The organism is Micromonospora sp. IBHARD004, assembly GCF_052814115.1.
On record NZ_CP199934.1, the window covers coordinates 1070995 to 1093226 of the forward strand.

23 protein-coding genes, 1 tRNA gene, 1 other RNA gene and 3 pseudogenes are annotated in these 22232 nt (G+C 69.1%); 22 read left to right on the forward strand and 6 right to left on the reverse strand.

Annotation, left to right across the window (positions count from 1 at the left end; translation table 11 throughout):
- The first annotated feature begins 13 nt into the window (after positions 1-13).
- The 9 genes from ACTWO6_RS05275 (at position 14) to ACTWO6_RS05315 (ending at position 6995) form a co-directional block, all read left to right on the forward strand.
- Positions 14-529: a PadR family transcriptional regulator gene (locus tag ACTWO6_RS05275; RefSeq protein ID WP_130331976.1), complete on the forward strand. Its 516-nt coding sequence runs from the start codon at positions 14-16 to the stop codon at positions 527-529.
- Positions 530-594: 65 nt separating this feature from the next.
- On the forward strand, positions 595-1716 hold the full coding sequence (gene prfB, locus ACTWO6_RS05280) for a peptide chain release factor 2 (protein ID WP_446218518.1): 1122 nt from the start codon (positions 595-597) through the stop codon (positions 1714-1716).
- Positions 1717-1834: 118 nt separating this feature from the next.
- Entirely contained in the window at positions 1835-2515 is a 681-nt protein-coding gene (ftsE, locus tag ACTWO6_RS05285) for a cell division ATP-binding protein FtsE (RefSeq protein WP_109802316.1), read from the forward strand.
- A 71-nt stretch (positions 2516-2586) separates the two neighbouring features.
- The gene (gene ftsX / locus ACTWO6_RS05290) at positions 2587-3462 is read left to right on the forward strand and encodes a permease-like cell division protein FtsX (protein WP_446218519.1); all 876 of its coding nucleotides are present in this window, start codon (positions 2587-2589) and stop codon (positions 3460-3462) included.
- Between the two features lie 134 nt (positions 3463-3596).
- Positions 3597-4076: an SsrA-binding protein SmpB gene (smpB, locus tag ACTWO6_RS05295; protein WP_088964850.1), complete on the forward strand. Its 480-nt coding sequence runs from the start codon at positions 3597-3599 to the stop codon at positions 4074-4076.
- A 104-nt stretch (positions 4077-4180) separates the two neighbouring features.
- Positions 4181-4556, forward strand: a transfer-messenger RNA (tmRNA) gene (gene ssrA, locus ACTWO6_RS05300).
- Positions 4557-4661: 105 nt separating this feature from the next.
- Positions 4662-5321 carry a hypothetical protein gene (locus ACTWO6_RS05305; protein WP_446218520.1) on the forward strand — a complete coding sequence of 220 codons (660 nt, stop codon included), beginning with the start codon at positions 4662-4664 and terminating at the stop codon, positions 5319-5321.
- 118 nt (positions 5322-5439) lie between these two features.
- A complete protein-coding gene (locus ACTWO6_RS05310; protein ID WP_446218521.1) occupies positions 5440-5910 on the forward strand; it encodes a hypothetical protein in 471 nt (156 codons plus the stop codon).
- A gap of 116 nt (positions 5911-6026) precedes the next feature.
- Positions 6027-6995 (forward strand): hypothetical protein, encoded by a 969-nt coding sequence (locus tag ACTWO6_RS05315; RefSeq protein ID WP_446218522.1) that lies wholly within the window; start codon positions 6027-6029, stop codon positions 6993-6995.
- Between the two features lie 22 nt (positions 6996-7017).
- Here ACTWO6_RS05315 and mdlC read toward each other — a convergent pair whose 3' ends face one another.
- Positions 7018-8613: a benzoylformate decarboxylase gene (mdlC, locus tag ACTWO6_RS05320; protein ID WP_446218523.1), complete on the reverse strand. Its 1596-nt coding sequence runs from the start codon at positions 8611-8613 to the stop codon at positions 7018-7020.
- A gap of 127 nt (positions 8614-8740) precedes the next feature.
- Positions 8741-9544: an S-methyl-5'-thioadenosine phosphorylase gene (locus tag ACTWO6_RS05325; RefSeq protein ID WP_446220564.1), complete on the reverse strand. Its 804-nt coding sequence runs from the start codon at positions 9542-9544 to the stop codon at positions 8741-8743.
- Between the two features lie 142 nt (positions 9545-9686).
- Between ACTWO6_RS05325 and ACTWO6_RS05330 the strand changes: the two genes are divergently transcribed.
- Both ACTWO6_RS05330 and ACTWO6_RS05335 read left to right on the forward strand, forming a co-directional pair.
- Positions 9687-10283 carry a YqgE/AlgH family protein gene (locus tag ACTWO6_RS05330; protein ID WP_446218524.1) on the forward strand — a complete coding sequence of 199 codons (597 nt, stop codon included), beginning with the start codon at positions 9687-9689 and terminating at the stop codon, positions 10281-10283.
- 89 nt (positions 10284-10372) lie between these two features.
- Positions 10373-10445 (forward strand) — tRNA-Ala (locus tag ACTWO6_RS05335).
- A gap of 85 nt (positions 10446-10530) precedes the next feature.
- On the opposite strand, the gene ACTWO6_RS05340 is transcribed toward ACTWO6_RS05335, so the two are convergent.
- A complete protein-coding gene (locus ACTWO6_RS05340) occupies positions 10531-10653 on the reverse strand; it encodes a hypothetical protein (protein WP_446218525.1) in 123 nt (40 codons plus the stop codon).
- 567 nt (positions 10654-11220) lie between these two features.
- Between ACTWO6_RS05340 and ACTWO6_RS05345 the strand changes: the two genes are divergently transcribed.
- Positions 11221-11496, forward strand: coding sequence for a hypothetical protein (locus tag ACTWO6_RS05345; protein WP_446218526.1), 276 nt, complete (start codon positions 11221-11223; stop codon positions 11494-11496).
- Positions 11497-11537: 41 nt separating this feature from the next.
- Here the strand turns inward: ACTWO6_RS05345 and ACTWO6_RS05350 are convergent, their stop codons facing one another.
- Positions 11538-11789, reverse strand: coding sequence for a hypothetical protein (locus tag ACTWO6_RS05350; RefSeq protein ID WP_446218527.1), 252 nt, complete (start codon positions 11787-11789; stop codon positions 11538-11540).
- A gap of 202 nt (positions 11790-11991) precedes the next feature.
- Here ACTWO6_RS05350 and ACTWO6_RS05355 point away from each other — a divergent pair, with 202 nt between their 5' ends.
- Both ACTWO6_RS05355 and ACTWO6_RS05360 read left to right on the forward strand, forming a co-directional pair.
- Positions 11992-13191: a low temperature requirement protein A gene (locus ACTWO6_RS05355; RefSeq protein WP_446218528.1), complete on the forward strand. Its 1200-nt coding sequence runs from the start codon at positions 11992-11994 to the stop codon at positions 13189-13191.
- A gap of 286 nt (positions 13192-13477) precedes the next feature.
- Positions 13478-13564, forward strand: a pseudogene (locus tag ACTWO6_RS05360) (IS21-like element helper ATPase IstB); the annotation flags it as partial.
- A gap of 9 nt (positions 13565-13573) precedes the next feature.
- Here ACTWO6_RS05360 and ACTWO6_RS05365 read toward each other — a convergent pair.
- Positions 13574-14016, reverse strand: a pseudogene (locus ACTWO6_RS05365) (DUF6924 domain-containing protein).
- A 434-nt stretch (positions 14017-14450) separates the two neighbouring features.
- Here ACTWO6_RS05365 and ACTWO6_RS05370 point away from each other — a divergent pair.
- The 3 genes from ACTWO6_RS05370 to ACTWO6_RS05380 all read left to right on the forward strand — a co-directional run bounded on the left by ACTWO6_RS05370 (position 14451) and on the right by ACTWO6_RS05380 (position 17181).
- Positions 14451-16283: a glycoside hydrolase family 15 protein gene (locus ACTWO6_RS05370; RefSeq protein ID WP_446218529.1), complete on the forward strand. Its 1833-nt coding sequence runs from the start codon at positions 14451-14453 to the stop codon at positions 16281-16283.
- Positions 16284-16750: 467 nt separating this feature from the next.
- A complete protein-coding gene (locus ACTWO6_RS05375; RefSeq protein ID WP_446218530.1) occupies positions 16751-16993 on the forward strand; it encodes a pyridoxamine 5'-phosphate oxidase family protein in 243 nt (80 codons plus the stop codon).
- Positions 16990-17181, forward strand: coding sequence for a hypothetical protein (locus ACTWO6_RS05380; protein ID WP_446218531.1), 192 nt, complete (start codon positions 16990-16992; stop codon positions 17179-17181). The genes ACTWO6_RS05375 and ACTWO6_RS05380 overlap by 4 nt, the downstream gene beginning before the upstream one ends.
- A 307-nt stretch (positions 17182-17488) precedes the next feature.
- Here the strand turns inward: ACTWO6_RS05380 and ACTWO6_RS05385 are convergent, their stop codons facing one another.
- Positions 17489-18097 carry a DJ-1/PfpI family protein gene (locus ACTWO6_RS05385; RefSeq protein ID WP_446218532.1) on the reverse strand — a complete coding sequence of 203 codons (609 nt, stop codon included), beginning with the start codon at positions 18095-18097 and terminating at the stop codon, positions 17489-17491.
- Positions 18098-18279: 182 nt separating this feature from the next.
- Here ACTWO6_RS05385 and ACTWO6_RS05390 point away from each other — a divergent pair.
- From ACTWO6_RS05390 to ACTWO6_RS05410, 5 genes and pseudogenes are all read left to right on the forward strand, one after another.
- Positions 18280-18369: pseudogene (locus ACTWO6_RS05390) on the forward strand (transposase); the annotation flags it as partial.
- A 204-nt stretch (positions 18370-18573) separates the two neighbouring features.
- Positions 18574-20406 (forward strand): glycoside hydrolase family 15 protein, encoded by a 1833-nt coding sequence (locus tag ACTWO6_RS05395; RefSeq protein WP_446218534.1) that lies wholly within the window; start codon positions 18574-18576, stop codon positions 20404-20406.
- Positions 20407-20598: 192 nt separating this feature from the next.
- Positions 20599-20766, forward strand: coding sequence for a hypothetical protein (locus tag ACTWO6_RS05400; RefSeq protein WP_446218535.1), 168 nt, complete (start codon positions 20599-20601; stop codon positions 20764-20766).
- Positions 20767-20849: 83 nt separating this feature from the next.
- Positions 20850-21692, forward strand: coding sequence for an enoyl-CoA hydratase/isomerase family protein (locus ACTWO6_RS05405; RefSeq protein ID WP_446218536.1), 843 nt, complete (start codon positions 20850-20852; stop codon positions 21690-21692).
- 135 nt (positions 21693-21827) lie between these two features.
- Positions 21828-22127: a hypothetical protein gene (locus ACTWO6_RS05410; RefSeq protein ID WP_446218537.1), complete on the forward strand. Its 300-nt coding sequence runs from the start codon at positions 21828-21830 to the stop codon at positions 22125-22127.
- The last annotated feature ends 105 nt before the right edge of the window (positions 22128-22232 follow it).

A 22232-nucleotide genomic window follows, 5' to 3' on the forward strand; every position in this document is an offset into this window, starting at 1 on the left:
CAGCTTAGAGGGCATGGCGGAATCCGGAGTCAACCCCACGGCGGCAGCCCTGCTCGGCCTGCTGCACGAGGGCCCGATGACAGGCGGCCAGCTGATGGCCGCCGCTGAACGGCGGTTGGCGCCGTACTGGTCGATGACCCGCAGTCAGGTCTACCGCGAGTTGCCGGTGCTGGCCGAGCGGGGTTTCGTGCGGCTCGGCAAGCCCGGGCCGCGGATGAGTCAGCCGTACGCGATCACCGCGGCCGGGAAACGGACATTTTCCCGCTGGCTCGCGGAGAACCCGGGACGGGACACCATCCGCAACCCGATCGCGCTGCGGATCGCCTTCGGCAACCTGCACTCGGCGAGCCAGCTGAAGAACCTGTACGCGTCGGCGAACGAGTATCACACCGAGGCCCTCGCGGCGGTCCGGGAACAGGTGAAGAACGCCAAGAAGGAGGGCGACACCTACGATGCCAGCGCGCTGGAGTTCGCCGTCGCCTACCACAAGGCCGCACTGTCCTGGCTCAAGAGCGCCCCGGTCGGCTGACCTGCCCCGGCGGGTCGGGCGGCTGAGGTGAACGGACCGCCGGGAGCCAAGTACGCTTGTCTGTCGTGACCGCTGCCGATTACGCCGAACAGCTCAAGGAACTCGACGCCACCCTCCGCAACATCGAGGCCGTCCTCAACCTGGACCGGCTGCACGAGCAGAAGGCCCGGCTCGAGGAGCAGGCGTCCGCGCCGGACCTCTGGGACGACCAGGCCAAGGCCCAGCACGTGACCTCGCAGCTGTCGTACGTCAACGGCGAGATCAGCAAGCTGGGCAGCCTCCGCTCCCGGCTCGACGACGCCGGCGTGCTGCTGGAGCTGGCCGAGGCGGAGTCCGACCCGGGGGTGCTCTCCGAGGTCGAGAGCGAGATCACCGGGCTGACCAAGGCCATCCAGGAGATGGAGGTCCGCACCCTGCTCTCCGGCGAGTACGACTCGCGGGAGGCGCTGGTCGCCATCCGGGCCGGCGCCGGTGGCGTGGACGCGGCGGACTTCGCCGAGATGCTGCTCCGGATGTACCTGCGCTGGGCCGAGCGGCACGGCTACCCGACCGAGGTCTACGAGACCTCGTACGCCGAGGAGGCCGGGCTCAAGTCCGCCACCTTCACGGTGAAGGTGCCCTACGCCTACGGCACGCTCAGCGTCGAGTCGGGCACCCACCGGCTGGTCCGGATCAGCCCCTTCGACAACCAGGGTCGCCGGCAGACCAGCTTCGCCGGGGTGGAGGTGCTCCCGGTCACCGAGCAGACCGACCACATCGACATTCCGGAGAACGAGGTGCGGGTGGACGTCTACCGCTCCTCCGGCCCGGGCGGGCAGAGCGTCAACACCACCGACTCCGCGGTGCGGCTCACCCACATCCCCACCGGCATCGTGGTGACCTGCCAGAACGAGAAGTCCCAGCTGCAGAACAAGGCCTCCGCGCTGCGGGTGCTCCAGTCCCGGCTGCTGGAGCGCAAGCGGCAGGAGGAGGAGGAGAAGCTGGCCGGCCTGAAGACCGGGAGCACCAGCTCCTGGGGCGACCAGATGCGCTCGTACGTCCTGCACCCTTATCAGATGGTGAAGGATCTGCGTACTGAGCAGGAGACGGGCAATCCGACCGCGGTCTTCGACGGCGAGCTGGACAGCTTCATCGAGGCGGGCATTCGCTGGCGCAAGCAGCAGCAGATGGCCGGCGACGCTGTGTGATCAGCCGAGGGCGGAGCGCGTCATCGATCTCCACGTTGTGCAGTAAATAGATGACGCGCCCCGCTCCTGGGGGGCGTGGGGCTTGGCTCTCCGATTACACCGCGTAGACTCACCACCCGTGATTCAGCTTGAGCAAGTGACGAAGACGTACCCGAAGGCGTCCCGGCCTTCGCTCGACAACGTGTCCGTCTCGATCGAGAAGGGCGAGTTCGTCTTCTTCATCGGTCCATCGGGCTCCGGCAAGTCCACGATCATCAAGATGCTGCTGCACGAGGTCAGCCCCAACAAGGGTCGCGTCGTCGTGAACGGCAAGGACGTCACCTCGATGCGATCCTGGAAGCGACCCCACTTCCGGCGTTCCATCGGCTGCGTCTTCCAGGACTTCCGGCTGCTGCCCAACCGCACCGCCTACGAGAACGTGGCGTTCGCCCTCGAGGTGATCGGCAAGACCAAGGCGGTCGCCCGCCGGGTCGTGCCGGAGGTGCTGGAGCTGGTCGGGCTCGGTGGCAAGGAGCACCGTTACCCGCACGAGCTCTCCGGTGGTGAGCAGCAGCGGGTCGCCGTCGCCCGGGCGTTCGTGAACCGTCCGCTGATCCTGCTGGCGGACGAGCCGACCGGAAACCTGGACCCGGACACCTCGATCGAGATCATGCGCCTGCTGGACCGGATCAACCGCACCGGCACCACCGTCGTGATGGTCACGCACGACTCCAACATCGTGAACCAGATGCGCCGCCGCGTCGTCGAGATCGAGAGCGGCCGCATCGTGCGCGACCAGGCCCGCGGCGTCTACGGCTGAGCCGACGCTCGGCCGCGAGCCGTAGACCCTGACGACGAACACCTCATGCCGGAGAGCCGGAGGAATTCCCGATGCGCGTGAAATACGTCCTGTCCGAGGTACTGGTCGGACTGTGGCGCAACGTCACAATGACCATCGCCATGATCATCACGCTGGCGGTGTCACTGTTCATGCTGGGCGGCAGCGGTCTGCTGTTCCAGAAGGTCGGCGACATGAAGGACCTCTACTACGAGAACATCGAGGTCTCGATCTTCCTGAAGACCGACGTCAACGAGCAGCAGCGCAACGATCTCGACGCCAAGCTGAAGAGCGACCCCCTGGTGAAGGAGGTCACGTACGTCAACAAGGACGAGGCGTACAAGCGCTTCCAGCAGATGTACGCCGACGCTCCGGACCTGGTGAACGCGGTCAAGGCGGACCAGTTGCCCGAGTCGTTCCGGCTCAAGCTGGTCAACCCCGAGCAGTACAAGAACATCTACGACCAGTACAAGGGCGCCGAGGGGGTCGACGAGATCGTCGACCAGAGCAAGCTGCTCGACAAGGTCTTCGGCGTCCTCACCGGGATCCAGAACTTCGCGCTGGCCATCGCGATCGTGATGGCGATCGCCGCGCTGCTCCTGGTGGCCAACACCATCCAGGTGGCCGCCTACAGCAAGCGGCGTGAGGTCGCGGTCATGAAGCTGGTCGGCGCCTCCAACTGGTTCATCCAGGCGCCGTTCGTACTGGAGGCCGTGGTCGCCGGCCTGATCGGTTCGATCCTCGGCCTGGTCGCGCTGGCCGCCCTGAAGGTCTTCGCCAGCGGCGGGTCGATGCAGGCCCTCGAGGGCCTGATCACGCCGGTCTCCTGGGGGGACATCCTCCTGATGTTCCCGCTGATGGCGGGCGTCGGTGGTCTGGTCAGCGCCATCACCGCCTGGGTCACGCTCCGGTTCTACCTGCGCGTCTAGTCGCACACCGGCTCTCCGAGGACCCTCCCGCGCCTGGAATAAACGGCGCGGGAGGGTCCTTGTCATTCGGGTAGCATGATCTCCGCCCCGCGGCCGGCCACCGGTCGTGGGTCATTCGGAAGGGGGTGGCGCCGATGCCACGGGAAAAGGGTCGCAAGGTGGTCGCCTCCAACAAGAAGGCGCGGCACGACTACGCCATCCTCGACACGTACGAGGCGGGCATGGCGTTGACCGGCACCGAGGTCAAGTCGCTGCGGGCCGGGCGGGCGTCGCTGGTCGACGCGTTCGCCCAGGAGCGCAACGGCGAGCTCTACCTGCACGGCATGCACATCCCGGAGTACACCCAGGGCACCTGGACCAACCACGAGCCCCGGCGTACCCGCAAGCTGCTGCTCAACCGGCTGGAGATCGACCGGCTGATCGGCAAGACCCGCGAGGGCGGCCTGACCATGGTGCCGTTGCAGGTCTACTTCTCGGACGGCTGGGCCAAGGTGGAGATCGCCCTGGCCAAGGGTAAGAAGTCGTACGACAAGCGGCAGGACCTCGCCAAGCGGGACGCGGACCGGGAGATCGCCCGGGTGGCCGGTCGGCGCGGCAAGGGAATGGATGACTGATTTGTCCGCTCTGTCCCGGTCGGCACGCCGGCCCGGGGCTCGGGATGAAACCCGTTGCGGCAGGCGTTACGCTTGTCAGTGCCACCACGAAGGTGGCCTCACGAGGGGGTGACTGGTTTCGACTTCGTACGTTGCGGCAGGGGAAGCGAGCCGAGGAAGCCGACGTCGTCTCGAGAATCGTTCGTCGGAAACCAATAAGCGCCAAGAACAATCGCGCTGACTTCGCTCTCGCCGCCTGAGGCGAGTAGTGAGTCTGTCGGCCTGGGAGCGCCTTCGACCCAGTTAGCCGGCATCAGCTAGAAGGCTGGCCAACCGGACCCGGTCGCGGGGTCCGTGCGGCGAGATTAATCAGCGACTGGGCCCGTCACACCAACTTGCTCGCGTGAGCGGTGGGGCCGAGTAGAGGCACAGCGAGCTGCGCTCGGAGAAGCCCTGACAAACCGGCGAAGGACCCGGGTTCGATTCCCGGCACCTCCACCACCTGAACTGTGCGCCCCGGTCCACCTGGACCGGGGCGCACAGTCGTCTCCGGACCCCACCCCCGGCGGTCCACCCCCGTTGCCCGGCCGGCCTAGGCTGCCGCCTGTGACGAACGAGAAGCTCCGCCTGTCGGTGGGCGCCGCGCCTGGGCAACGCGTGTTCGCGGCGGTGGTGGGCGTCCTCTTCGCCGGCTTCGGCACGGTCTTCGTGCTGCTGCCCGTGCTCGCCGACCGGCTGCTCGGCCGGCTCACCGGCTTCGGCGACCCGCTCCCGTCGTACGACGAGGCGCGGGACCTGCCGCCCGGCATGCTCCCGCCGGACCTCTCCGGCGGCACCGAAACGACGGGACCCGGCCGGCTCATCGGCCTCTGCGGCGTCCCGTTCGTGCTGCTCGGGCTCTACCTCGTGCTGCGGGTGCTGCGCACCGCCGCCTGGCTGGAGGGGACCCGGGCCTCGGTCCGCGGCGCCCTGGGCACCCGCACCGTCGACCTGGCCACCGCCGAGGTCACCGCCGGGGCCGTCGCCCAACGAATCCGGGACGAGTCGGTGGTCCGCGTGCCCACCGTGGTCGCCCGGGACCGGGGGACCGGCCGCCGGGTCACCATCCCGCTGCAGGGCATGGGATTGGCCACGCTCTCACCGCACGAGCTGCGGGCGCTCGCCGACGCGATCACCGCGGGGCGTCCGACCGGCGGCCGGGACGCCGACGCGCACGTCCTCGCCGGCCAGCTCCGCACCATGGCGGGCAACCCGCTGGGCCTGTGAGCACTTCTGGGGCCGGTGGGGCGAATGGGGCAGATGAGGCGTTCGAGGGCCCTGGACAGGGCCGTCGGCCGGGTCCACCATCGCTGTACGCGGTAGCGCAGCAGTGCGGGAGGTGCCCATGGTCACCGGTCCGATCCAGCAGCCGTCCACCGTCGTCGCGGCGGCCCGTCCGCCCGCCGCGCGCCAGCACCGGCCCACCCACCTCGGCGACATCCACGCCCTCGCCCGGGCGCTCGCCGCGCCGGCCGGAGAACCCCGCTGGCGGCAGCGGCTGATCACCCGCCTCGACCCGGTCCGGCAGGGCTTCGCCGAGCACGTCCGGGTCACCGAGGGACCCACCGGCTTCTACGCGGAGCTGCTGCACCACGCCCCGCGCCTGGACCGGGGAGTCCGCCTGCTCACCCGGGAGCACGCCGCCATCGCCACGGCGATCACCGCCCTCCAGCACGTCGCCGAGCTGCCCGGCGTGCCGGACGAGGAGCTGTGCGGGCGGGCGGGGCAGCTCCTGCGGGCGCTGCACCGGCACCGGCAGCGCGGCGCCGACCTGCTCTGGGAGGCGTACGAGGCCGACCTGGGCGGGGAGACCTGAGCGCGGGTCCCTCGCTGCGCCTGGTCCGGGCCGGGCATGTCCGGGCCGGCGGCCCGGCCGCCGATGCCCGGGGACGTGGGCGGGAACCGGTGGGGCGGGCGCGGCGTCCAAGAGGCATGCGTCGCGCGATCGCCCTGCTGGGGCTGCCCCTCCTGGTCGCCGCCGGCTGCGCCCCGGCCGGCTCCGGCCCGGCGGCCGGCGGGCCCTCCGCCGGCAGCCCCGACCACCGCTGGGAGGCGTTCGACCAGCGGGCCGTCGAGGTGGCTGAGGCCTGGCGCCCCGGCCCGGCGTGGCGTACCGGCTATGTACCGCTGCAGGACGCCACGGTGCTGACCGGCGACCCCGGCTTCGGCCCCGACACCGAGGCGGCGTTCCGGGCGGGCTGGTACCGCGACCAGATCGCGCTGCCCAGCGCGAAGCCGGACGACGGCACCGTCCGGTTCCCGGACGGGACCCTGCGGGTGCCGCTGGTCAGCGCCGCCGAGGCGTACGCCCGGCTGGACCAGGGCGATCCGCCGGCCTGCGACGGTCGGCCGAAGGAACCCGGGCGGCCCAAGGACGGCCCGACGATCGAACCCGGGCCGGACGGCCCGGTCAGCAGCCCCGCCGATCCGCGCGCCTGCATCCCGCTGACCGTGACCGCCCTACGGCTGGGCACCGCACCCGTCCGGACCAGCCGGGGCGTCGCCGACGTGCCCGCCTGGCTCTTCACCGTGACGGAGCTGAAGGTCCCGGTGGCCCGGCTCGCCGTCGCAGCGAGCGCAGTCGCCGCCGTACCGGAGGGGGTGGCGCCGACCCGGCCGGCGCCCGACGGCGTGGTCGGTGCGCAGGACCTGGCGGCGCCCGCCGAGGGCGCCCGGCTGACCTACCGGCTCGGGGTCGGCGCCTGCGACACCGGCATCACCCCGCTGGTGCTGGAGCGCGACGACGTGGTGGTGGTCGGCGGGGGCGTCACCCGCTCGACCGGCGGCTGCACCGACCAGCTGCTCATCCATCCGGTCACCGTCACGCTGCGGGCCCCGCTGGGCGTACGACCGGTGCTCGACGTGCTCACCGGTGCGCCGCTGGTGGTCGGCCCGCGCTGACCCGCCTCAGGGCGGGCGACGGCTACAGGATGCGCGGGACGTCGAGGCTGATCGGCACCGGCAGCACCGTCGGCCGGTCGGCGGCGAGGGCCGCGCCCAGGGCGTCGCCGAGCTGGTCGAGCCGGTCCACCACCTCCGCCGCGCAGCCGTAGCCGCGCGCGACGGCGGCGACGTCCAGCCCGGGCAGGTCGAGCGCGGGCACCCCGGGCGTGTGCTTCAGCTCGGCGAACGCTTTGAGGATCGCGTACTGGTGGTTGACCGGGACCACGACGGGCAGCGGCAGTCGCAGCTGGGCGGCGGTCCAGAGCGCCTGCACCGAGTAGTGGAACGAACCGTCGCCGATCACCGCCACCACCGGCCGGCCGCGCCCGGTGTCCCGCTCCGCCAGCGCGATCCCCACCGCCGCCGGCAGCCCGAACCCCAGCCCACCGCTGGCCATCGTGAAGTACGACCCGGGTCGGGTGATCCGCAGCCGGCGGCGCAGCGCGGCGAGGTTGGACGGGGACTCCTGCACCAGCACCCCGTCGGCCGGCCAGTGCCGGGCCAGCGCGGCGAAGAGGGCGTCCGCGCTCGGCGGGCTCGACTCCGCGGGCGGTTCCGGCTCGGGGCGGGCGGCCGGGGCGGGGCGGTCCGTCGCCGGCAGCAGGTCCAGCAGGCCCGCGAGGGTCAGCCCGGCGTCGCCGAGCGCGCTCTCGCCGACCGGGGCCCGGGCCGACTCGTCCGGGTCGTCGGTGACGTGCAGCAGCCGCGCGCCGGCCGGCAGGTAGTCGCCCGGCACGTGCGGGTAGTAGCGGAACACCGGCGCGCCGAGCACCAGCACCGTGTCGTGGCCGCGCAGCGCCTCCGCCAGCGGCCCGATCGCGTACGGAAGCACGCCCCGGAAGTGCGGATGGTCCTCGGGGAAGACGGCCCGCTCCGGCGCCGGGGCGGACCAGACCGGCGCGGCCAGCCGCTCGGCCAGGGCGACCGCCGCCGGCCAGGCACCGGCCCGGTCCACCGCCGCGCCGAGCACGAGCACCGGGGAGCGGCTGGCCGCCAGCACGGCGGCGAAGTCGCGCAGCCGCACCGGGTCCGGCGCGTACCGGGTGGCCACCTCCCGCACCTGCGGCGACGGGTCCGCCGGCCGGTCCCAGTCGTCCAGCGGCAGCGAGAGGAAGACCGGCCCGGCCGGGGGCTGCACCGCCGTCGCGTACGCCCGCATGAACGCCGCCGGGATGTCCTGCGCCCGGACCGGCTCGTAGCTCCACTTCACGTACGGCTGGGTGAGCTCCGCCGCCCGGCGGCTGGCCAGCCGGGGTTCGATCAGCAGCATCTCCCGGTTCTGCTGGCCGGCCGTGACGATGAGCGGGGTTTTGTTGTGCCAGGCGGTGACCAGGTTGCCCATGCCGTTGCCGGTGCCCGGGGCGGTGTGCAGGTTGACGTGGGCGGGCCTCCCGGTGGCCTGCGCGTACCCGTCGGCCATGGCCATCGCCGACGCCTCGTGCAGGGCGTGCACGTAGCGGAAGTCGGCCGGGAAGCCCTGCAGGAAGGGCTCCTCGGTGGAGCCGGGGTTGCCGAAGATGATGGTCAGGTCCAGCTCGCGCAGCAGGCCGTACGTGGTGTCGCGAACCGTTGCCATCGCCGGCTGCCTCCGTCTGTTGTTGCGGCGCCGGAGACGGCTCGTGATCAGTCCCCCGACCAGCCGAATCTATCGGGGCGGGCCGGGCTTTTCGGGCACTTCCTAGGTCTCGCGGGGGCACCGGCCGTCAGGGCAGCGGGAACGGCAGCTTGATCCCGTCCAGCGCGTGGCCGCAGGGGCAGTCCCGCTCGGCGGGCAGCGCGGCCACCGCGTCCAGCAGCACCCCGCGCAGCCGGTCGGTGTTCTCCGCGAAGACCCGGAACACCTCCTCCTGGGTGACCGACTCTCCGCTCTCCACACCCGCGTCCAAGTCGGTGACGAGCGCGATCGAGGTGTAGCAGAGGGCCAGCTCGCGGGCGAGCACCGCCTCCGGATGGCCGGTCATGTTGACCACCGACCCGCCGATCGCGGCGAACCAGCGGGACTCGGCCCGGGTGGAGAAGCGCGGCCCCTCGACCACCACCACCGTCCCCCCGTCGACCGCCGGCACGTCCCGGCCCGCCGCCGCGACCAGCAGGGTGCGACGTCCGGTGGGGCAGTACGGGTCGGCGAACGAGACGTGCACCGCACCCCGGTCGTAGTAGGTCTGGGCGCGCCCGCTGGTCCGGTCGATGAGCTGGTCCGGTACCACGAAGGTGCCCGGGCCGAGCTCCGGCCGCAGGCCGCCGACCGCGCAGGGGGCGAGCACCTGGCGTACCCCGAGGGAACGCAGCGCCCAGAGGTTGGCCCGGTAGGGGATCAGGTGCGGTGGGTAGCGGTGGTCGCGTCCGTGCCGGGGCAGGAACGCCACCCGGCGACCGCCCACCTCGGCGATGGTGATCGCGTCCGACGGAGCCCCGTACGGCGTCTCCAGCACGTGTTCGGTGGCGGCGTCGAGCAAGGCGTAGAGCCCCGACCCGCCGATCACCGCCAGCTCGGCCGTCGGCCCCATCGAAACTCCCTCAATCATGTTCGATCACCCGCCCGTCAGACCTTAGCCAGCGTGCGGGGCGCAGGCTATGGTGCCAGGCATGGCGTTGACAGCGCGGATGGTCCACGGCGCCGGGTCCCCTGTCCCGGCGTGCGGGTGACGAATGTCCGACATGCAGGAGGGGCAGGCGATCGGTGGTCGGGCCATGGAGTCGATGACCGGACGGCTGCTGGTCGCGACTCCGGCGCTGAAGGACCCGAACTTCGACCGTACGGTCGTGCTGCTGGTCGCCCACGAGCCCGGCGGCGCCCTCGGCGTGGTGCTCAACCGCGCCACCGAGGTGCCGGTCGCCGATGTCCTCGGGGATTGGAGCGACCTGGCCCGCCACCCCGCGGTGCTCTTCGAGGGCGGCCCGGTGCAGCCGGACTCGGCCATCTGCCTGGCCCGGATGCGGCACCCGATCAAGCCGGTGAAGGGCTTCCACCGGGTCTCCGGCGCGGTGGGCACCATCGACCTCTCGGTGGACCCGGAGCGGCTGCGGGACGCCGTCGGCGGCGTCCGGGTCTTCGCCGGCTACTCGGGCTGGGGCGCGGGCCAGCTGGAGCGGGAGATCGAGGACGGGTCCTGGTTCGTGCTCGACGCGCTGCCCGGCGACGCCTTCGTCGACCGGCCGGACGACCTCTGGCCAATGGTGCTGCGCCGGCAGGGCGGCATGATGGCGGCGGTGGCCCACTTCCCGCCGGACGTGGCCCTCAACTGAGCCCCACGCCGGGGGACCCCCGCGAGATGACCATGCCGACCGGCGTGTGTATAGTTCTCTGCGTGCCCGGGCGACCGGGACGACAACAAGGGGCCGTGGCGCAGCTGGTAGCGCACCACACTGGCAGTGTGGGGGTCAGGGGTTCGAGTCCCCTCGGCTCCACCCTTCACGACCAGGGCGTTCGTCAGACATGACGGACGCCCTTTGTCGTTCCTGACGGCGGAAGTAGCCAAGCGAGTAGCCACAGTTACTTCCCCTCGCCCCACAGCACGTTCTCCATCGCGTCGGCAGCCTGGACGAGCTGAGTGGGCATGACGTGACTGTAGATGTTCATGGTGAGGCCGATCTGGGAGTGACCGAGGAGTTCCATGAGAACCCGGGCGGGCACGCCCTGGCAAGCCGAGGCAGAGCGAGGTGAGGCGACGCCGGACGCTGCGGTCAACGTGTATGTGCTCCGGATGAGCAGCGGCGAGGAGCTGGGGCTGTCGCGGGTTCTGGTCAACGAGCGGCATGAGGAACTGCTGCGGCAGTGGCGCCGGTACCGAGATGGAGCGCGCCAACGTGCCGTCGAAGCTAGAGACGGTCGGACCGATCGACGTCGAGGACCAGGGCGACAGCCGCGCGACGGTAACCGCGCACGTCCGCGCGATCTGGTGGAACGGACCGACCAGCCTCAGCGGAACAGACCACCCGTGGCGGTTCGAGACGCGGCGAGACGCCGGCGGCTGGCGGGTGTGGGCAGCCGACCTACCGCCGTGGTGCGGTACGCATGTCCGGGCAGACACCTGCCGTTGACCAAGGCCGGTACAGCACCGAATGGCGGGTGGACAACCCAGACGGGTTCCGTAGGAACGAATGAAGAGTGGACCGCGCTGTGAGGTACTCGCTACTGCATCGCTATGGCAACTCTGAGAACACGGACGAGGGATCGGACGAGATGATCATCGAAGCGCTCCTGGAGCCGGACCATGATGAGGACGACGCCGAGCACGGTGACATCTGGCTGTCCGAGAGGTCGTCGGGTTGGGCAATCGGCGTGTTTGCCGGTGCCCGTGGGCTGGTAGTTCTGGAGAACACCGAACCGGGAGGAGAAGCGTTCCACCGCACTGACGTTTCCCGACACGACACCTTCACGCTGCTTCGCCGAGTGGCCGACGGGCACCTGGACGCCATCCGCGCAGAATCCTGGCATCCCGGTTACGGTTCCGATTGACCACCTGCTGGAGCCAACCGCAGATGGTCAATCTGCACTACTTACTGCCGACGGTTGGACTCATGCCGGACCGCCTCTGTGAGATCCCGCCAGGTACCGGCGGAGGTCTTCATCATTCGGTCGATCATCGTTCGAGCGGAGGCTTCGTCGGTGAAGTCGTAGGACATCTCCTGCCCTCCGTCACCGCCGAGGCGGCCACGGACCCGCCAGAGCCGACCGTCCGTCAGCAGCCAGCTGTCGCGCCGGGCCATGCGACCCCACGACTGGTTCCACCAGCGACCATGTACCTCCACCCGGTGCAGCTTAGTCGAACACACGTTCGACCGACTGGCTGCCAGCATGCCGGGCTTCAGTTGATCGGTGACGGATCGACGTCACATGATCCGTGACAGTACCGGCTAGACGATCTTGAGAAGAGCGCAGAACTTGGGCGTATGGGCGAAAGGTGAGGGATACTCTAATACCGCCCTAAGACCGGAAGGAACGGACAGGCCGGTGACGACGAGTGGCACAAGCGGAGTGTTTCGCAAGCTCGAGGACGTCGCGCGAGCGTCATTACTGGAGCTGTTCTTCGATGTCGTGTTCGTCTTCGCGCTCCGCGCGCTCGCCCAGCAGCTGCTCAACAACCTGACCTGGTCCGGCGCGTTCCAGGCACTGGTGCTGCTGCTGGCCATCGGAGAGGTGTGGTCCCTCACCGCGCGGGCGACCGGACAGTTGAACCCGCGGCGGCCACCGATCCAAGTGCTGGTCCTCGCCACCATGCTGGGTGCCCTGGTGCTCTCCGCGGCGGTCCCCGAAGCGTTCGGCAAGACCGGCCTGATCTTCGCAGTCACCTACCTTGCCATCCAGATCGGCCGCAGTCTGTTCCTCGCGCTCCTGTTGCGGGGCCAGGAGCTGCAACATGTTGCCGCACGGGCGGTGATCTGGCACGCCGCCACCGCGGTGCCCTGGCTGGCCGGGGCGGTCGCCTCAGGCACAGCACGAACGGCGCTGTGGACGCTCGCGGTTGCCGTCAGCTACGTCGCACGGTGGTTCAACTACCCCCTGCCAGGACTCAGGCGCCTGGCCGGTGCGCAGGTGCCGGCCGGCGGCGAGTACCTGGCCGACCGTCACCGGTCACTGTTCATCATCGGCCTCGGCGAAGTCGTTCTGGCCATCGGATCGAGCCTCACCGGTCGCGGCTTTGCTACCGAGCAGACCGTGGCGTTCGTGGTGACATTCGTCATCACGGCATTGATCTGGCGGGTCTACCTTTTCCGCGCCGGCGAAGACTTCGGGCCAGCCATCCAGGCCTCGGCCAACCCCGACCGTCTCGGCACCCTGGTGTCCTACACCCACCTGGTCATGATCGCCGGCCTCGTCGTCACCTCGGTCGGCAACGAACTGGTCATCGACGACCCGCTCGGCCATCCCCGCGCGGCCGTGACCGTCACCGTCCTCGGCGGTACCGCGCTGTTCCTCGCCGGTCGGACCCTCCTGCGGTATCTGGTGTACGGCCGCCTCTACGGAAACTTTTTCATCGGGCTGGTCGCGCTCGCCTGCCTCCTGCCGCCGATGCTGCACTTGCCACCGCTCGTCAACGCCATCGCTACCGGCACGGTCCTCACCGGCATCGCCATCGTCGACACCATTGGTGTACGACGACACCCCTGGCCGATCTCCCCACCAGGTCCCCACCGCCCCAGCAACACCTGACCAGGACCGCCGAGCACCTTCTGAAACTTGATGGCCGGCCGACATGCCGGCGATGGCACTTCTTGGTCGTCGTAGGGGACCGTCTGGGCCGTGTCCGGGCCGCTCGGGCCGTCTCCAGGCCGTCGAGCACCACCTGGTACTGATCTTCCATTGGTTCCCTTCAGGTGTGTCGAGACCAAGCGGGTGTGTCGAGACCAAGCGGGCTGGTTGGCGCATGTGGTGCCGCCGTGCCGGGAAGACTTGACCGATATCGCGACTGGATAGTGCTGCGCCCTAGGGCCGCGGGAACGAATCACTATCCGGATGGACCAAGACCTTCACCGACCCACGCCTCTGCGCTGCGATCGTCGACCGGCTCACCTTCGGTGTGACCACGGGCTACCTACGTGCCGGCATCCGATGATTCCCTACCGAAGCCGCGGAATGTGCCAGATCCGTCGGTGGCATCGGCGAAGTCGGCGAAGTCGATGTTCGCGATGGTCAGATTGGCAGAGACGTCGGCGTACGACCGGGGTGGTAGCCGGAACGTACGACCAGGCTCGTTCTACAGGTCGACGGCGAGCAGTGGGTGTTCGTCGTCAACCATGGTGGTCGTGTCGGCGAGGAACAGGTAGGTCAGCCTGTCGTCGTCGTTCGCGGCAGCATCGACGTCAGCCAGCGCCTGGATAGTCACACCGGCGTAGGCGGGTCACTGACGTAGGTGGCACTGGGGTAGGTGTCTTCGCTGTCAACGGCCGTCTTCAGCGCGTTCCAGGCCGCGTCGTCGTTGAAATCGGTGCGCATGACCAGCGTCGTCAGGTCGTCGGGTTGGGGCAGAGAGCTCATGTCTACACCTTGCACTGTGTCGTCGACAGCAACCGTGACAGCAACGCGCAGCGACGAGGACGGCCAGGACCAGCGCCCGGCGGACGATCGCCCGACGTCAGGGAGCCAGACGGACGCCCCCGGACGGGGCGCGCAGAGCTTGTAAGCGAGGCACGGGGCAGCAGCGGGGCAGCGAGAAGGCAGCGCGACGTCTGATCCGGGTCGGTGCCGAACGCCGAACGACGACGACGCTCAACTGCTCTCCGGGCATGATCCGATACGGGTCCGCAGCAGCCGACAACTCCGGTCCGCATCCCCCCGACGGGGGGTCATCTGCGCTTTCCCGCCGGTAACCGGTCAGGCCGTTACGTGCGTGAAGTTACGAGCCACGGGGTGTGTCCCGCCCGTTCAGGGGTATCCGCCCGCATTCGGTGTGATTGAGGGCGGGAGGGCTGGTGGATTCGTACCCTGCTGTGGAGTCACATGGCTTGATCGGTGACCTGCAGACGGCGGCGCTGGTGGCGATGGACGGGACGGTGGACTGGTTCTGCGCCCCTCGGTTCGACTCGCCGAGCGTGTTCGGTGGCCTGCTCGATCGGCACAAGGGTGGGCACTTCAAGGTCTCACCCGAGGGAGTCGACTATGTGAGTAAGCAGTTGTACCTGCCCGGCACGCCGATCCTGATCACCCGCTTTCTCAGCGCGGACGGCGTGGGTGAGCTGGTGGATTTCATGCCCGTCGCGGGGGATCAGCCTACCGACCGCCACCTCCTGGTGCGGATGCTGCGGATGGTCCGAGGCACGATGCGATTCCGGATCGACTGCCAACCCCGCTTCAACTACGGGCGGGATCCGCACGAGATCGACACCTACCCCGAGGGGCACGTATTCCGCAGCCCTGCGCTCTCCCTTGCCACGAGCCTCATTCGATATCCCGAAACCCGGCCGGGCGAGCAGGGAGTCCGGCCTAAGGAGGGCGGCATATGGAGACTCGCCACGCTGCGCGAGGGCGAGTCCGGGGGTGTCGTTCTGGAGACAGGAGTGTCGCCTGACCGGCCGCGCTTCTACACCCCGGGCGAGGTGCAGGAGCTGCTGGAGCAGACCCGCGACTTCTGGCGGCGCTGGCTCGACCGCTCCCGCTACACCGGCCGCTGGCGGGAAATGGTCGAGCGCTCCGCGATCACGCTCAAACTCATGACGTACGCACCGACCGGCGCGCTGGTCGCTGCCCCCACCGCCGGACTGCCCGAGCAGATCGGCGGGGAACGCAACTGGGACTACCGCTACACCTGGATCCGCGACGCGGCAATTTCGGTGCGCGCGCTGCTCGCCCTGGGCTTCACCGACGAAGCGTGGCAGTACATGCACTGGGTCGACTACCGGATCCGGGAGGCCAAGGAGCGGGAGGTGCCGCTGCAGATCATGTACCGCGTCGACGGCTCACCAGATATCACCGAGGAGACACTCGACCACCTCGAGGGCTACCGCGGATCAGCACCCGTGCGCATCGGCAACGGCGCCGCCAACCAACTGCAACTCGACATCTACGGCGCGGCACTCGACGCCCTCCACGTCGCCGACAGTCACGGTCTGCAGACCACCCACCAGGGGTGGAGGAACACGGCAGGAATGATGGACTGGCTGTGCGACAACTGGGACCAGCCCGAAGACGGGATCTGGGAAACCCGCGGCGGCCGGCAGGACTTCACCTACGGGCGCCTGATGTCCTGGGTAGCCCTCGACCGAGCTGTCCGCCTCGCTCACCGACACGGACGACCCGGCGACACCAACCGGTGGGTGAGTACCCGAAACCAGATCTACGACCAGATCATGGCGCGTGGCTTCCACACCGAACGCGGTGCCTTCGTGCAGCACTACACGTCCGACGTCCTCGACGCGTCACTGCTCGTCATGCCCTACCTCGGATTCGTGTCGCCAACGGACCCGATGTGGCAGTCGACGCTGCGGGCCATGGACGCAAAACTCGTCTCCGGCAGCCTGGTCTACCGGTACGACCCGGCCGCCTCACCCGACGGCCTGCCTGGCAACGAGGGCACCTTCAGCATGTGCACGTTCTGGTACGTACGGGCCCTCGCGCAGTCCGGACGGCTCGACGACGCGAGGCTGACCTTCGAGAAGATGCTCACCTACAGCAGCCCCCTCGGCCTCTACTCCGAAGAGATCGCACCCAGCGGCGAGCAGATCGGCAACTTCCCGCAAGCGTTCAGCCACCTCTCACTGATCACCACCGCGACCATCCTTGATCAACTACTCGACGCCCGCCCCTGAGCGAACGAAAGCGATAACCCGCCGGGGGTCGAACTGGAAGGACGGTTCGCGCACCGCGGCGACCACCCACAGGCCGAGCCTCATCAAAGCTGTACGCGGTCAGCAGAACGTCAGCGAACGCGTTACAACGCGACGGGTGAAGGCCATAAGAAGCGGCAAGGCAGCCGGCGCGCAGGCAGACAGGATGACACCCATCGACAGTGTTCGACGACCAGGACAGGGCTCCCCCCGACGGGGGTCACTCCTCGGCGGGCAGGGAGCCGGCAGCAGCGGCGACCTGACATCAGTCGTTGACATCAACGGTGGCGGCCGAGGCCGGACGAGTGCGGACGGGTGTCGCCTCGGAGCCGAACCCCCGTGGACGTCAGCGGACGCTACGACCTTTGCCGAAAGCGCCTTGTAAGCGAGGCGTCAGGCCGCAGCAGTCCGCGATGGTTGCGACGCCGGACGGCACCATAATGGTCCGCATGGCCAAGTCGATGATCGATGGGCAGTGGCAGCAGTTCGTCTCGTACGGCACCCGTACCGGCAAGCTCGCGACGACACGGGCCGACGGCTCGCCGCACGTCGTCCCAGTGTGGTTCGTACTCGACGGCGGCGACGTGCTGTTCAACACCGGCAAGACCTCGGTGAAGGGCCGCAACCTCGCCCGCGACGGCAGGGCCGTGTTGTGCGTCGACGACGAGAAAACCCGCCGTACGCGTTCGTGACGCTGCGTGGGCGCGCGACGATCACCGAGGACCTGGCCGAGATGCGGCGGTGGGCGATCCGGATCGCCGAGCGCTACATGGGGCCGGACCTGGCAGAGGCATACGGGGCGCGCAACGCTGTGCCGGGCGAGCTGCTGGTGCGCCTGACCGTGGAGAAGGTCGTCGGGCACACCGGCATCTCCGACTGATCGACCGCCAGCGCGGAAGCAGCGAGGAAGCATCGAACGTGCCGTCTGTGGTCGACACGTCACGACAGCAGGCGGCGTGGCCTCGCAACAGGCGGGGCGCCCCTCCATCCCCGGACCAGGCTCTCAAGCCGTCTCAGGTGTCGACGGGAGATGCCCGTGAAGACAGGCTGCGAGAGAGCCGCGCGGGCCCAGCCAGGCGAGAGCACCGCAACATGCTCGCGCGTACCTCAGACAATGCCACGCCCTCAATGCGCTCAGGAGTCGTCGCCATGACTGCAGGCGGCCTCGAAAGGCCGATCGCGGGGCGTCAGCGCAGTGCAACCTCGCCCGCGTGGACGGCACGCACGGCGCGCTCGACGGTCTCCTGATTTTCGCCGACCGGAGCCACGTAGTCGATGACGTCGCGCGCGGCGTCCTCCCCGAGTATTCGGGTGATCACCCACGTGGCGAGATACTGGGACGCCAGGCAACCGCCCGCCGTAGCGATGTTCCCCTCGGCGTGGAACGGCGCGTCCAGCACGGTGACGTCGCAGGCTTCGACAAAGGGCCGGCTCTTCATGTCCGTGCAAGCCGGCATGCCATCCAGCAACCCGAGCCGGGCGAGCACCAGCGCGCCGGAGCACTGCGCACCGATCAGCTGTCGCGACGGGTCGAGCAGCAGCCTGGAGATCAGCCGGTCGTCGGCGACCACGTCTCGCGCCTTCACCCCGCTACCGATCAGCACGACGTCGGCTTCGGTCACGAACTCCATCGGGCGCTGCCCGGTCACCTCGACGCCGTTCATCGACGTGACCACCGGCGTCGGCGTCGTAATGAAGGCCTCCAAGCCGTCCTTACGGCACCGGTTGATCAGCGCGGAAGCGATGAAGCTGTCGAGCTCGTTGAACCCGTCGAAGGTGACCACGGCTACCTGCATCACAACTCCCCCAAGTACGGCATCACATCCGCAGTCTCCCTGGCGCGCCGTTTCGGGGCGAGAGCCAATCAGCGGCTGGCGGCATGCCTACCGGCGCTCTGCGTTTCGAGCTCCGAGCCTGGGTGCCGTACTCATCATCAGGCACAGCGGTGGGCGCGAAGATCCGGGACGAGAAGGTCGCCAACGCCATCGAAAGCGTCAACGCAAGCATCCGCCGCGCCGTCCGGTCCCGCGGCCACTTCCCGAATGAGGCCGCCGCGCTCAAATGTCTACCTCGCGGTAATGAGCCTCTTCGCCGGCGATGACCGGCCGAAGAACTGTGTCCATGTGCGGCATCGGGAGCAGCCCTTTGGCATCGCCAGGCGACGTCGAGGAACAAGGTGAGGGGTGAGCTTTTGTGGGTTACAAGCAGTTATAGGCGTTTCGCCCCGGTAAAGGGTAGTCTGGTAATGGTGAGATGAGGTGGGGAGGGCTGGGTGGACTCGTACCCTGCGGTGGAGGCCCACGGCTTGATCGGTGATCTGCAGACCGCGGCGCTGGTGGCGATGGACGGGACGGTGGACTGGTTCTGCGCCCCTCGGTTCGACTCGCCGAGCCTGTTCGGCGGTCTGCTCGATCGGCACAAGGGTGGGCACTTCAAGGTCTCACCCGAGGGCGTCGACTATGTGAGTAAGCAGTTGTACCTGCCCGGCACGCCGATCCTGATCACCCGCTTTCTCAGCGCGGACGGCGTGGGTGAGCTGGTGGATTTCATGCCCGTCGCGGGGGATCAGCCTACCGACCGTCACCGCCTGGTGCGGATGCTGCGGATGGTCCGAGGCACGATGCGGTTCCGGATCGACTGCGAACCCCGCTTCAACTATGGACGGGATCCGCACGAGCTCGACGTGTACCCCGAGGGGCAGGTGTTCCGCAGCCCTGCGCTCTCCCTTGCCACGAGCCTCATTCGATTTCCCGAAACCCGGCCGGGCGAGCAGGGAGTCCGGCGTAACGAGGGCGGCATATGGAGACTCGCCACGCTGCGCGAGGGCGAGTCCGGGGGTGTCGTTCTGGAGACAGGAGTGTCGCCTGACCGGCCGCGCTTCTACACCCCGGGCGAGGTGCAGGAGCTGCTGGAGCAGACCCGCGACTTCTGGCGGCGCTGGCTCGACCGCTCCCGCTACACCGGCCGCTGGCGGGAGATGGTCGAGCGGTCGGCGATGACGCTCAAGCTCATGACGTACGCGCCGACCGGCGCGCTCATCGCCGCCCCCACCGCCGGGCTGCCCGAGCAGATCGGTGGCCAGCGCAACTGGGACTACCGCTACACCTGGATCCGCGACGCGTCAATCGCCGTACACACCCTGCTCAAGCTGGGCTTCACCGACGAAACGTGGCGGCACATGCACTGGGTCGACGACCGGGTCCGGGAGGCCAGGGACCGGGAGGTGCCGCTGCAGATCATGTACCGCGTCGACGGCTCACCCGATCTCTCCGAGGAGATGCTCGACCACTTCGAGGGTTACCGCGGATCAGCGCCCGTGCGGGTCGGCAATGGTGCCGCGAACCAGCTGCAACTCGACATCTACGGCGAGGTACTCAACGGCCTCCACGAGGCCGACAGCCATGGTCTGCAGGCCTCTCACGAGTTGTGGCTGAACACCGTGCGACTGGTGGACTGGGTCTGCGAGCACTGGGACCAGCCCGAAGACGGGATCTGGGAAACCCGTGGCGGCCGCCAGGACTTCACCTACGGGCGTCTGATGTCGTGGGTGGCTCTCGACCGGGCTGTCCGCCTCGCGCACCGACGCGGACGACCGGCCGACACCGACCGGTGGGTGCGTACCCGAAACCAGATCTACGAACAGATCATGGCCCGTGGCTTCCACCCCGGACGCGGTGCCTTCGTCCAGCACTACGCGACCGACGTCCTGGACGCGTCGCTGCTCGCCATGCCCGGCGTCGGATTAGTCTCGTCAATGGATCCGATGTGGCAGTCGACGCTGCGGGCGATGGACGCGGAGCTCGTGTCCGACAGCCTGGTCTACCGGTACGACCCGGCCGCCTCGCCCGACGGCCTTCCCGGCCAGGAGAGCACCTTCACCATGTGCACCTTTTGGTACGTCCGGGCCCTCGCCGAGTCCGGACGGCTCGACGACGCCACGCTGACCTTGGAGAAGATGCTCACCTACAGCAGTCCACTCGGCCTCTACTCAGAGGAGATCGCACCCACCGGTGAGCAGGCCGGCAACTTCCCGCAGGCGTTCAGCCACCTCTCCCTGATCGGCACGGCCGTGGACCTCGACCGACTGCTCGACGCCCGCCCCTGAGAAGTCGCGCGATGGTGCTGAGTGGGAGCGGTTCGCTGGCCCGGACTCGCGACAGTACGAGGTCGCACTACCTGCTGGAGCACCTCACCGGGACAGGCCTCGCCGAGACCGTGGTCCTTTACCTCGCGGTCTTCCAGGCTTGGGCCTTCACCACGGTGGGCCGTCACCCTGACCGACGCCAGACGAGCACCCGTGCGGGGGATGCTGCTGATCTCGATGCTGTTCGGGCTGTTCATGAACGCCTCGATCCCCGAGGCATTCGGGGAGGCGGGATCGCTGTTCGTCGCGCGAAGCGCCACGACCGGACGGAGCCAGTCCGTACGATCGACAGCGACCATCGGGCGCCGATCCGTCGGGTGACGCGGGGCCCCGGCGCTGGTCGCCCCGCGGATCCCACCGCCGCTGCCCGCGGCCCCGGTCGCGCGACGGAGAGGAGCAGGCAGGTGAACGCCTCGTTCGAGACCCTGCGTACGGAGCTGACCGGCGGCGTCCTGACGGTGACGCTGGACGCGCCGCCGATCAACATGATCGGCCCGGAGTTGGTACGGGACCTGGTCACCCTGCTTGACCGACTGACCAGGACCACCGAGGTACGGGTAGTCGTCTTCGACAGCGCCGACCCGGACTTTTTCATCTCTCACGTGGATCTAACCAAGGTCGCCGAGTACTCGGCCGAGGCGGCCAAGGCGGGCGGGGGTCCGCAGGACGCCTTTCTCGGGATGGTGCTACGCAAGCTGAGCGAGGTGCCGGTCGTCACGATCGCGAAGCTGCGCGGACGGGCTCGGGGAGCGGGCAGCGAGTTCGCGCTCGCCTGCGACATGCGCTTCGCAGCGCGGGAGAACGCGTTGCTCGGCCAGCCCGAGTGCGGTTTCGGTGTGGCACCCGGGGCTGGTGGCGTACAGCACCTGGCGCGCCTGCTCGGCCGAGGACGGGCCATGGAGATGATCCTCGGCGCGCAGGACGCGGACGCCGATCTCGCGGAGCGGTATGGGTGGATCAACCGGGCGCTGCCGGACGCCGAGCTCGATGAGTTCGTGGCCACGCTGGCCCGACGGATCGCGTCCTTTCCTTCGGCGGCGATTCAGACCACGAAGCGGGCGATCAACGAGCTGACGCTGCCGCCGGCCGAGGCCGTACGCGCCGACGGCCGCCGGTTCCAGGAGTTGGTCGCCGCCCCGGAGGTGCAGGACCGGTCGAAGGAGTTGTTCGGCCGGGGCTTTCAGACCCGGGGCCCGCTGGAGCTTGATCTCGGCACACGGATCGCCGATCTGCCGGCCGCCGGGTGAGCGCTGCCTTTGGATGGCGCGCAGCGGTTTGGGCGCTACCGTCCAGTGACCGGAGGCCAGCGGATGTGGTACTAGTGGCTCGGCGGGATGCGGTAAACGGACACGTGTTTACGTGACTCCGGGCAACCGCTCTTCATGGTCGCCGCGCTGGGTGTCGTGGCCGGCGTGCTTGCCAGGATCCTGGCCAGTGTCAGGTCCCGCCTGGTGGTGTCGGCGGTAGCGGCGTTCGCCGCGGCGGGGGCGCTTGCGCTCGGCCTGCGGGGCGTACTGCGTCGCTTTGATCCGCCGCCCTACGACGAGGCCATGTCCGCCGTACCGGCCGTCGGGTTCTGGCTGACGGTTGGCGTCCTAGCGCTGCTCGGCGTCGGCAATGTGATCGTGGGGTACCGGTTGTGGAGGCGGTGGCGAAGCAGCGGTAATCGACAGCAACGGTGACAGCAACGTGCCGAGATGAGGGCAGACAACGCGACCCGCTCACGGCCGATGATCCGAGGTGACCGACGCAGCCGCACGTCTCCCGGGGTTCACACCTCCACCAGG

Coding starts and splice junctions, on each gene's coding strand:
- ACTWO6_RS05275 (WP_130331976.1), top strand. CDS start 14: ATGGCGGAATCCGGAGTCAACCCCACGGCGGCAGCCCTGCTCGGCCTG.
- ftsX (WP_446218519.1), top strand. CDS start 2,587: ATGCGCGTGAAATACGTCCTGTCCGAGGTACTGGTCGGACTGTGGCGC.
- smpB (WP_088964850.1), top strand. CDS start 3,597: ATGCCACGGGAAAAGGGTCGCAAGGTGGTCGCCTCCAACAAGAAGGCG.
- ACTWO6_RS05310 (WP_446218521.1), top strand. CDS start 5,440: ATGGTCACCGGTCCGATCCAGCAGCCGTCCACCGTCGTCGCGGCGGCC.
- ACTWO6_RS05315 (WP_446218522.1), top strand. CDS start 6,027: ATGCGTCGCGCGATCGCCCTGCTGGGGCTGCCCCTCCTGGTCGCCGCC.
- mdlC (WP_446218523.1), bottom strand. CDS start 8,613: ATGGCAACGGTTCGCGACACCACGTACGGCCTGCTGCGCGAGCTGGAC.
- ACTWO6_RS05325 (WP_446220564.1), bottom strand. CDS start 9,544: ATGGGGCCGACGGCCGAGCTGGCGGTGATCGGCGGGTCGGGGCTCTAC.
- ACTWO6_RS05330 (WP_446218524.1), top strand. CDS start 9,687: ATGTCCGACATGCAGGAGGGGCAGGCGATCGGTGGTCGGGCCATGGAG.
- ACTWO6_RS05340 (WP_446218525.1), bottom strand. CDS start 10,653: ATGGAACTCCTCGGTCACTCCCAGATCGGCCTCACCATGAACATCTAC.
- ACTWO6_RS05345 (WP_446218526.1), top strand. CDS start 11,221: ATGATCATCGAAGCGCTCCTGGAGCCGGACCATGATGAGGACGACGCC.
- ACTWO6_RS05375 (WP_446218530.1), top strand. CDS start 16,751: ATGGCCAAGTCGATGATCGATGGGCAGTGGCAGCAGTTCGTCTCGTAC.
- ACTWO6_RS05385 (WP_446218532.1), bottom strand. CDS start 18,097: ATGCAGGTAGCCGTGGTCACCTTCGACGGGTTCAACGAGCTCGACAGC.
- ACTWO6_RS05410 (WP_446218537.1), top strand. CDS start 21,828: ATGGTCGCCGCGCTGGGTGTCGTGGCCGGCGTGCTTGCCAGGATCCTG.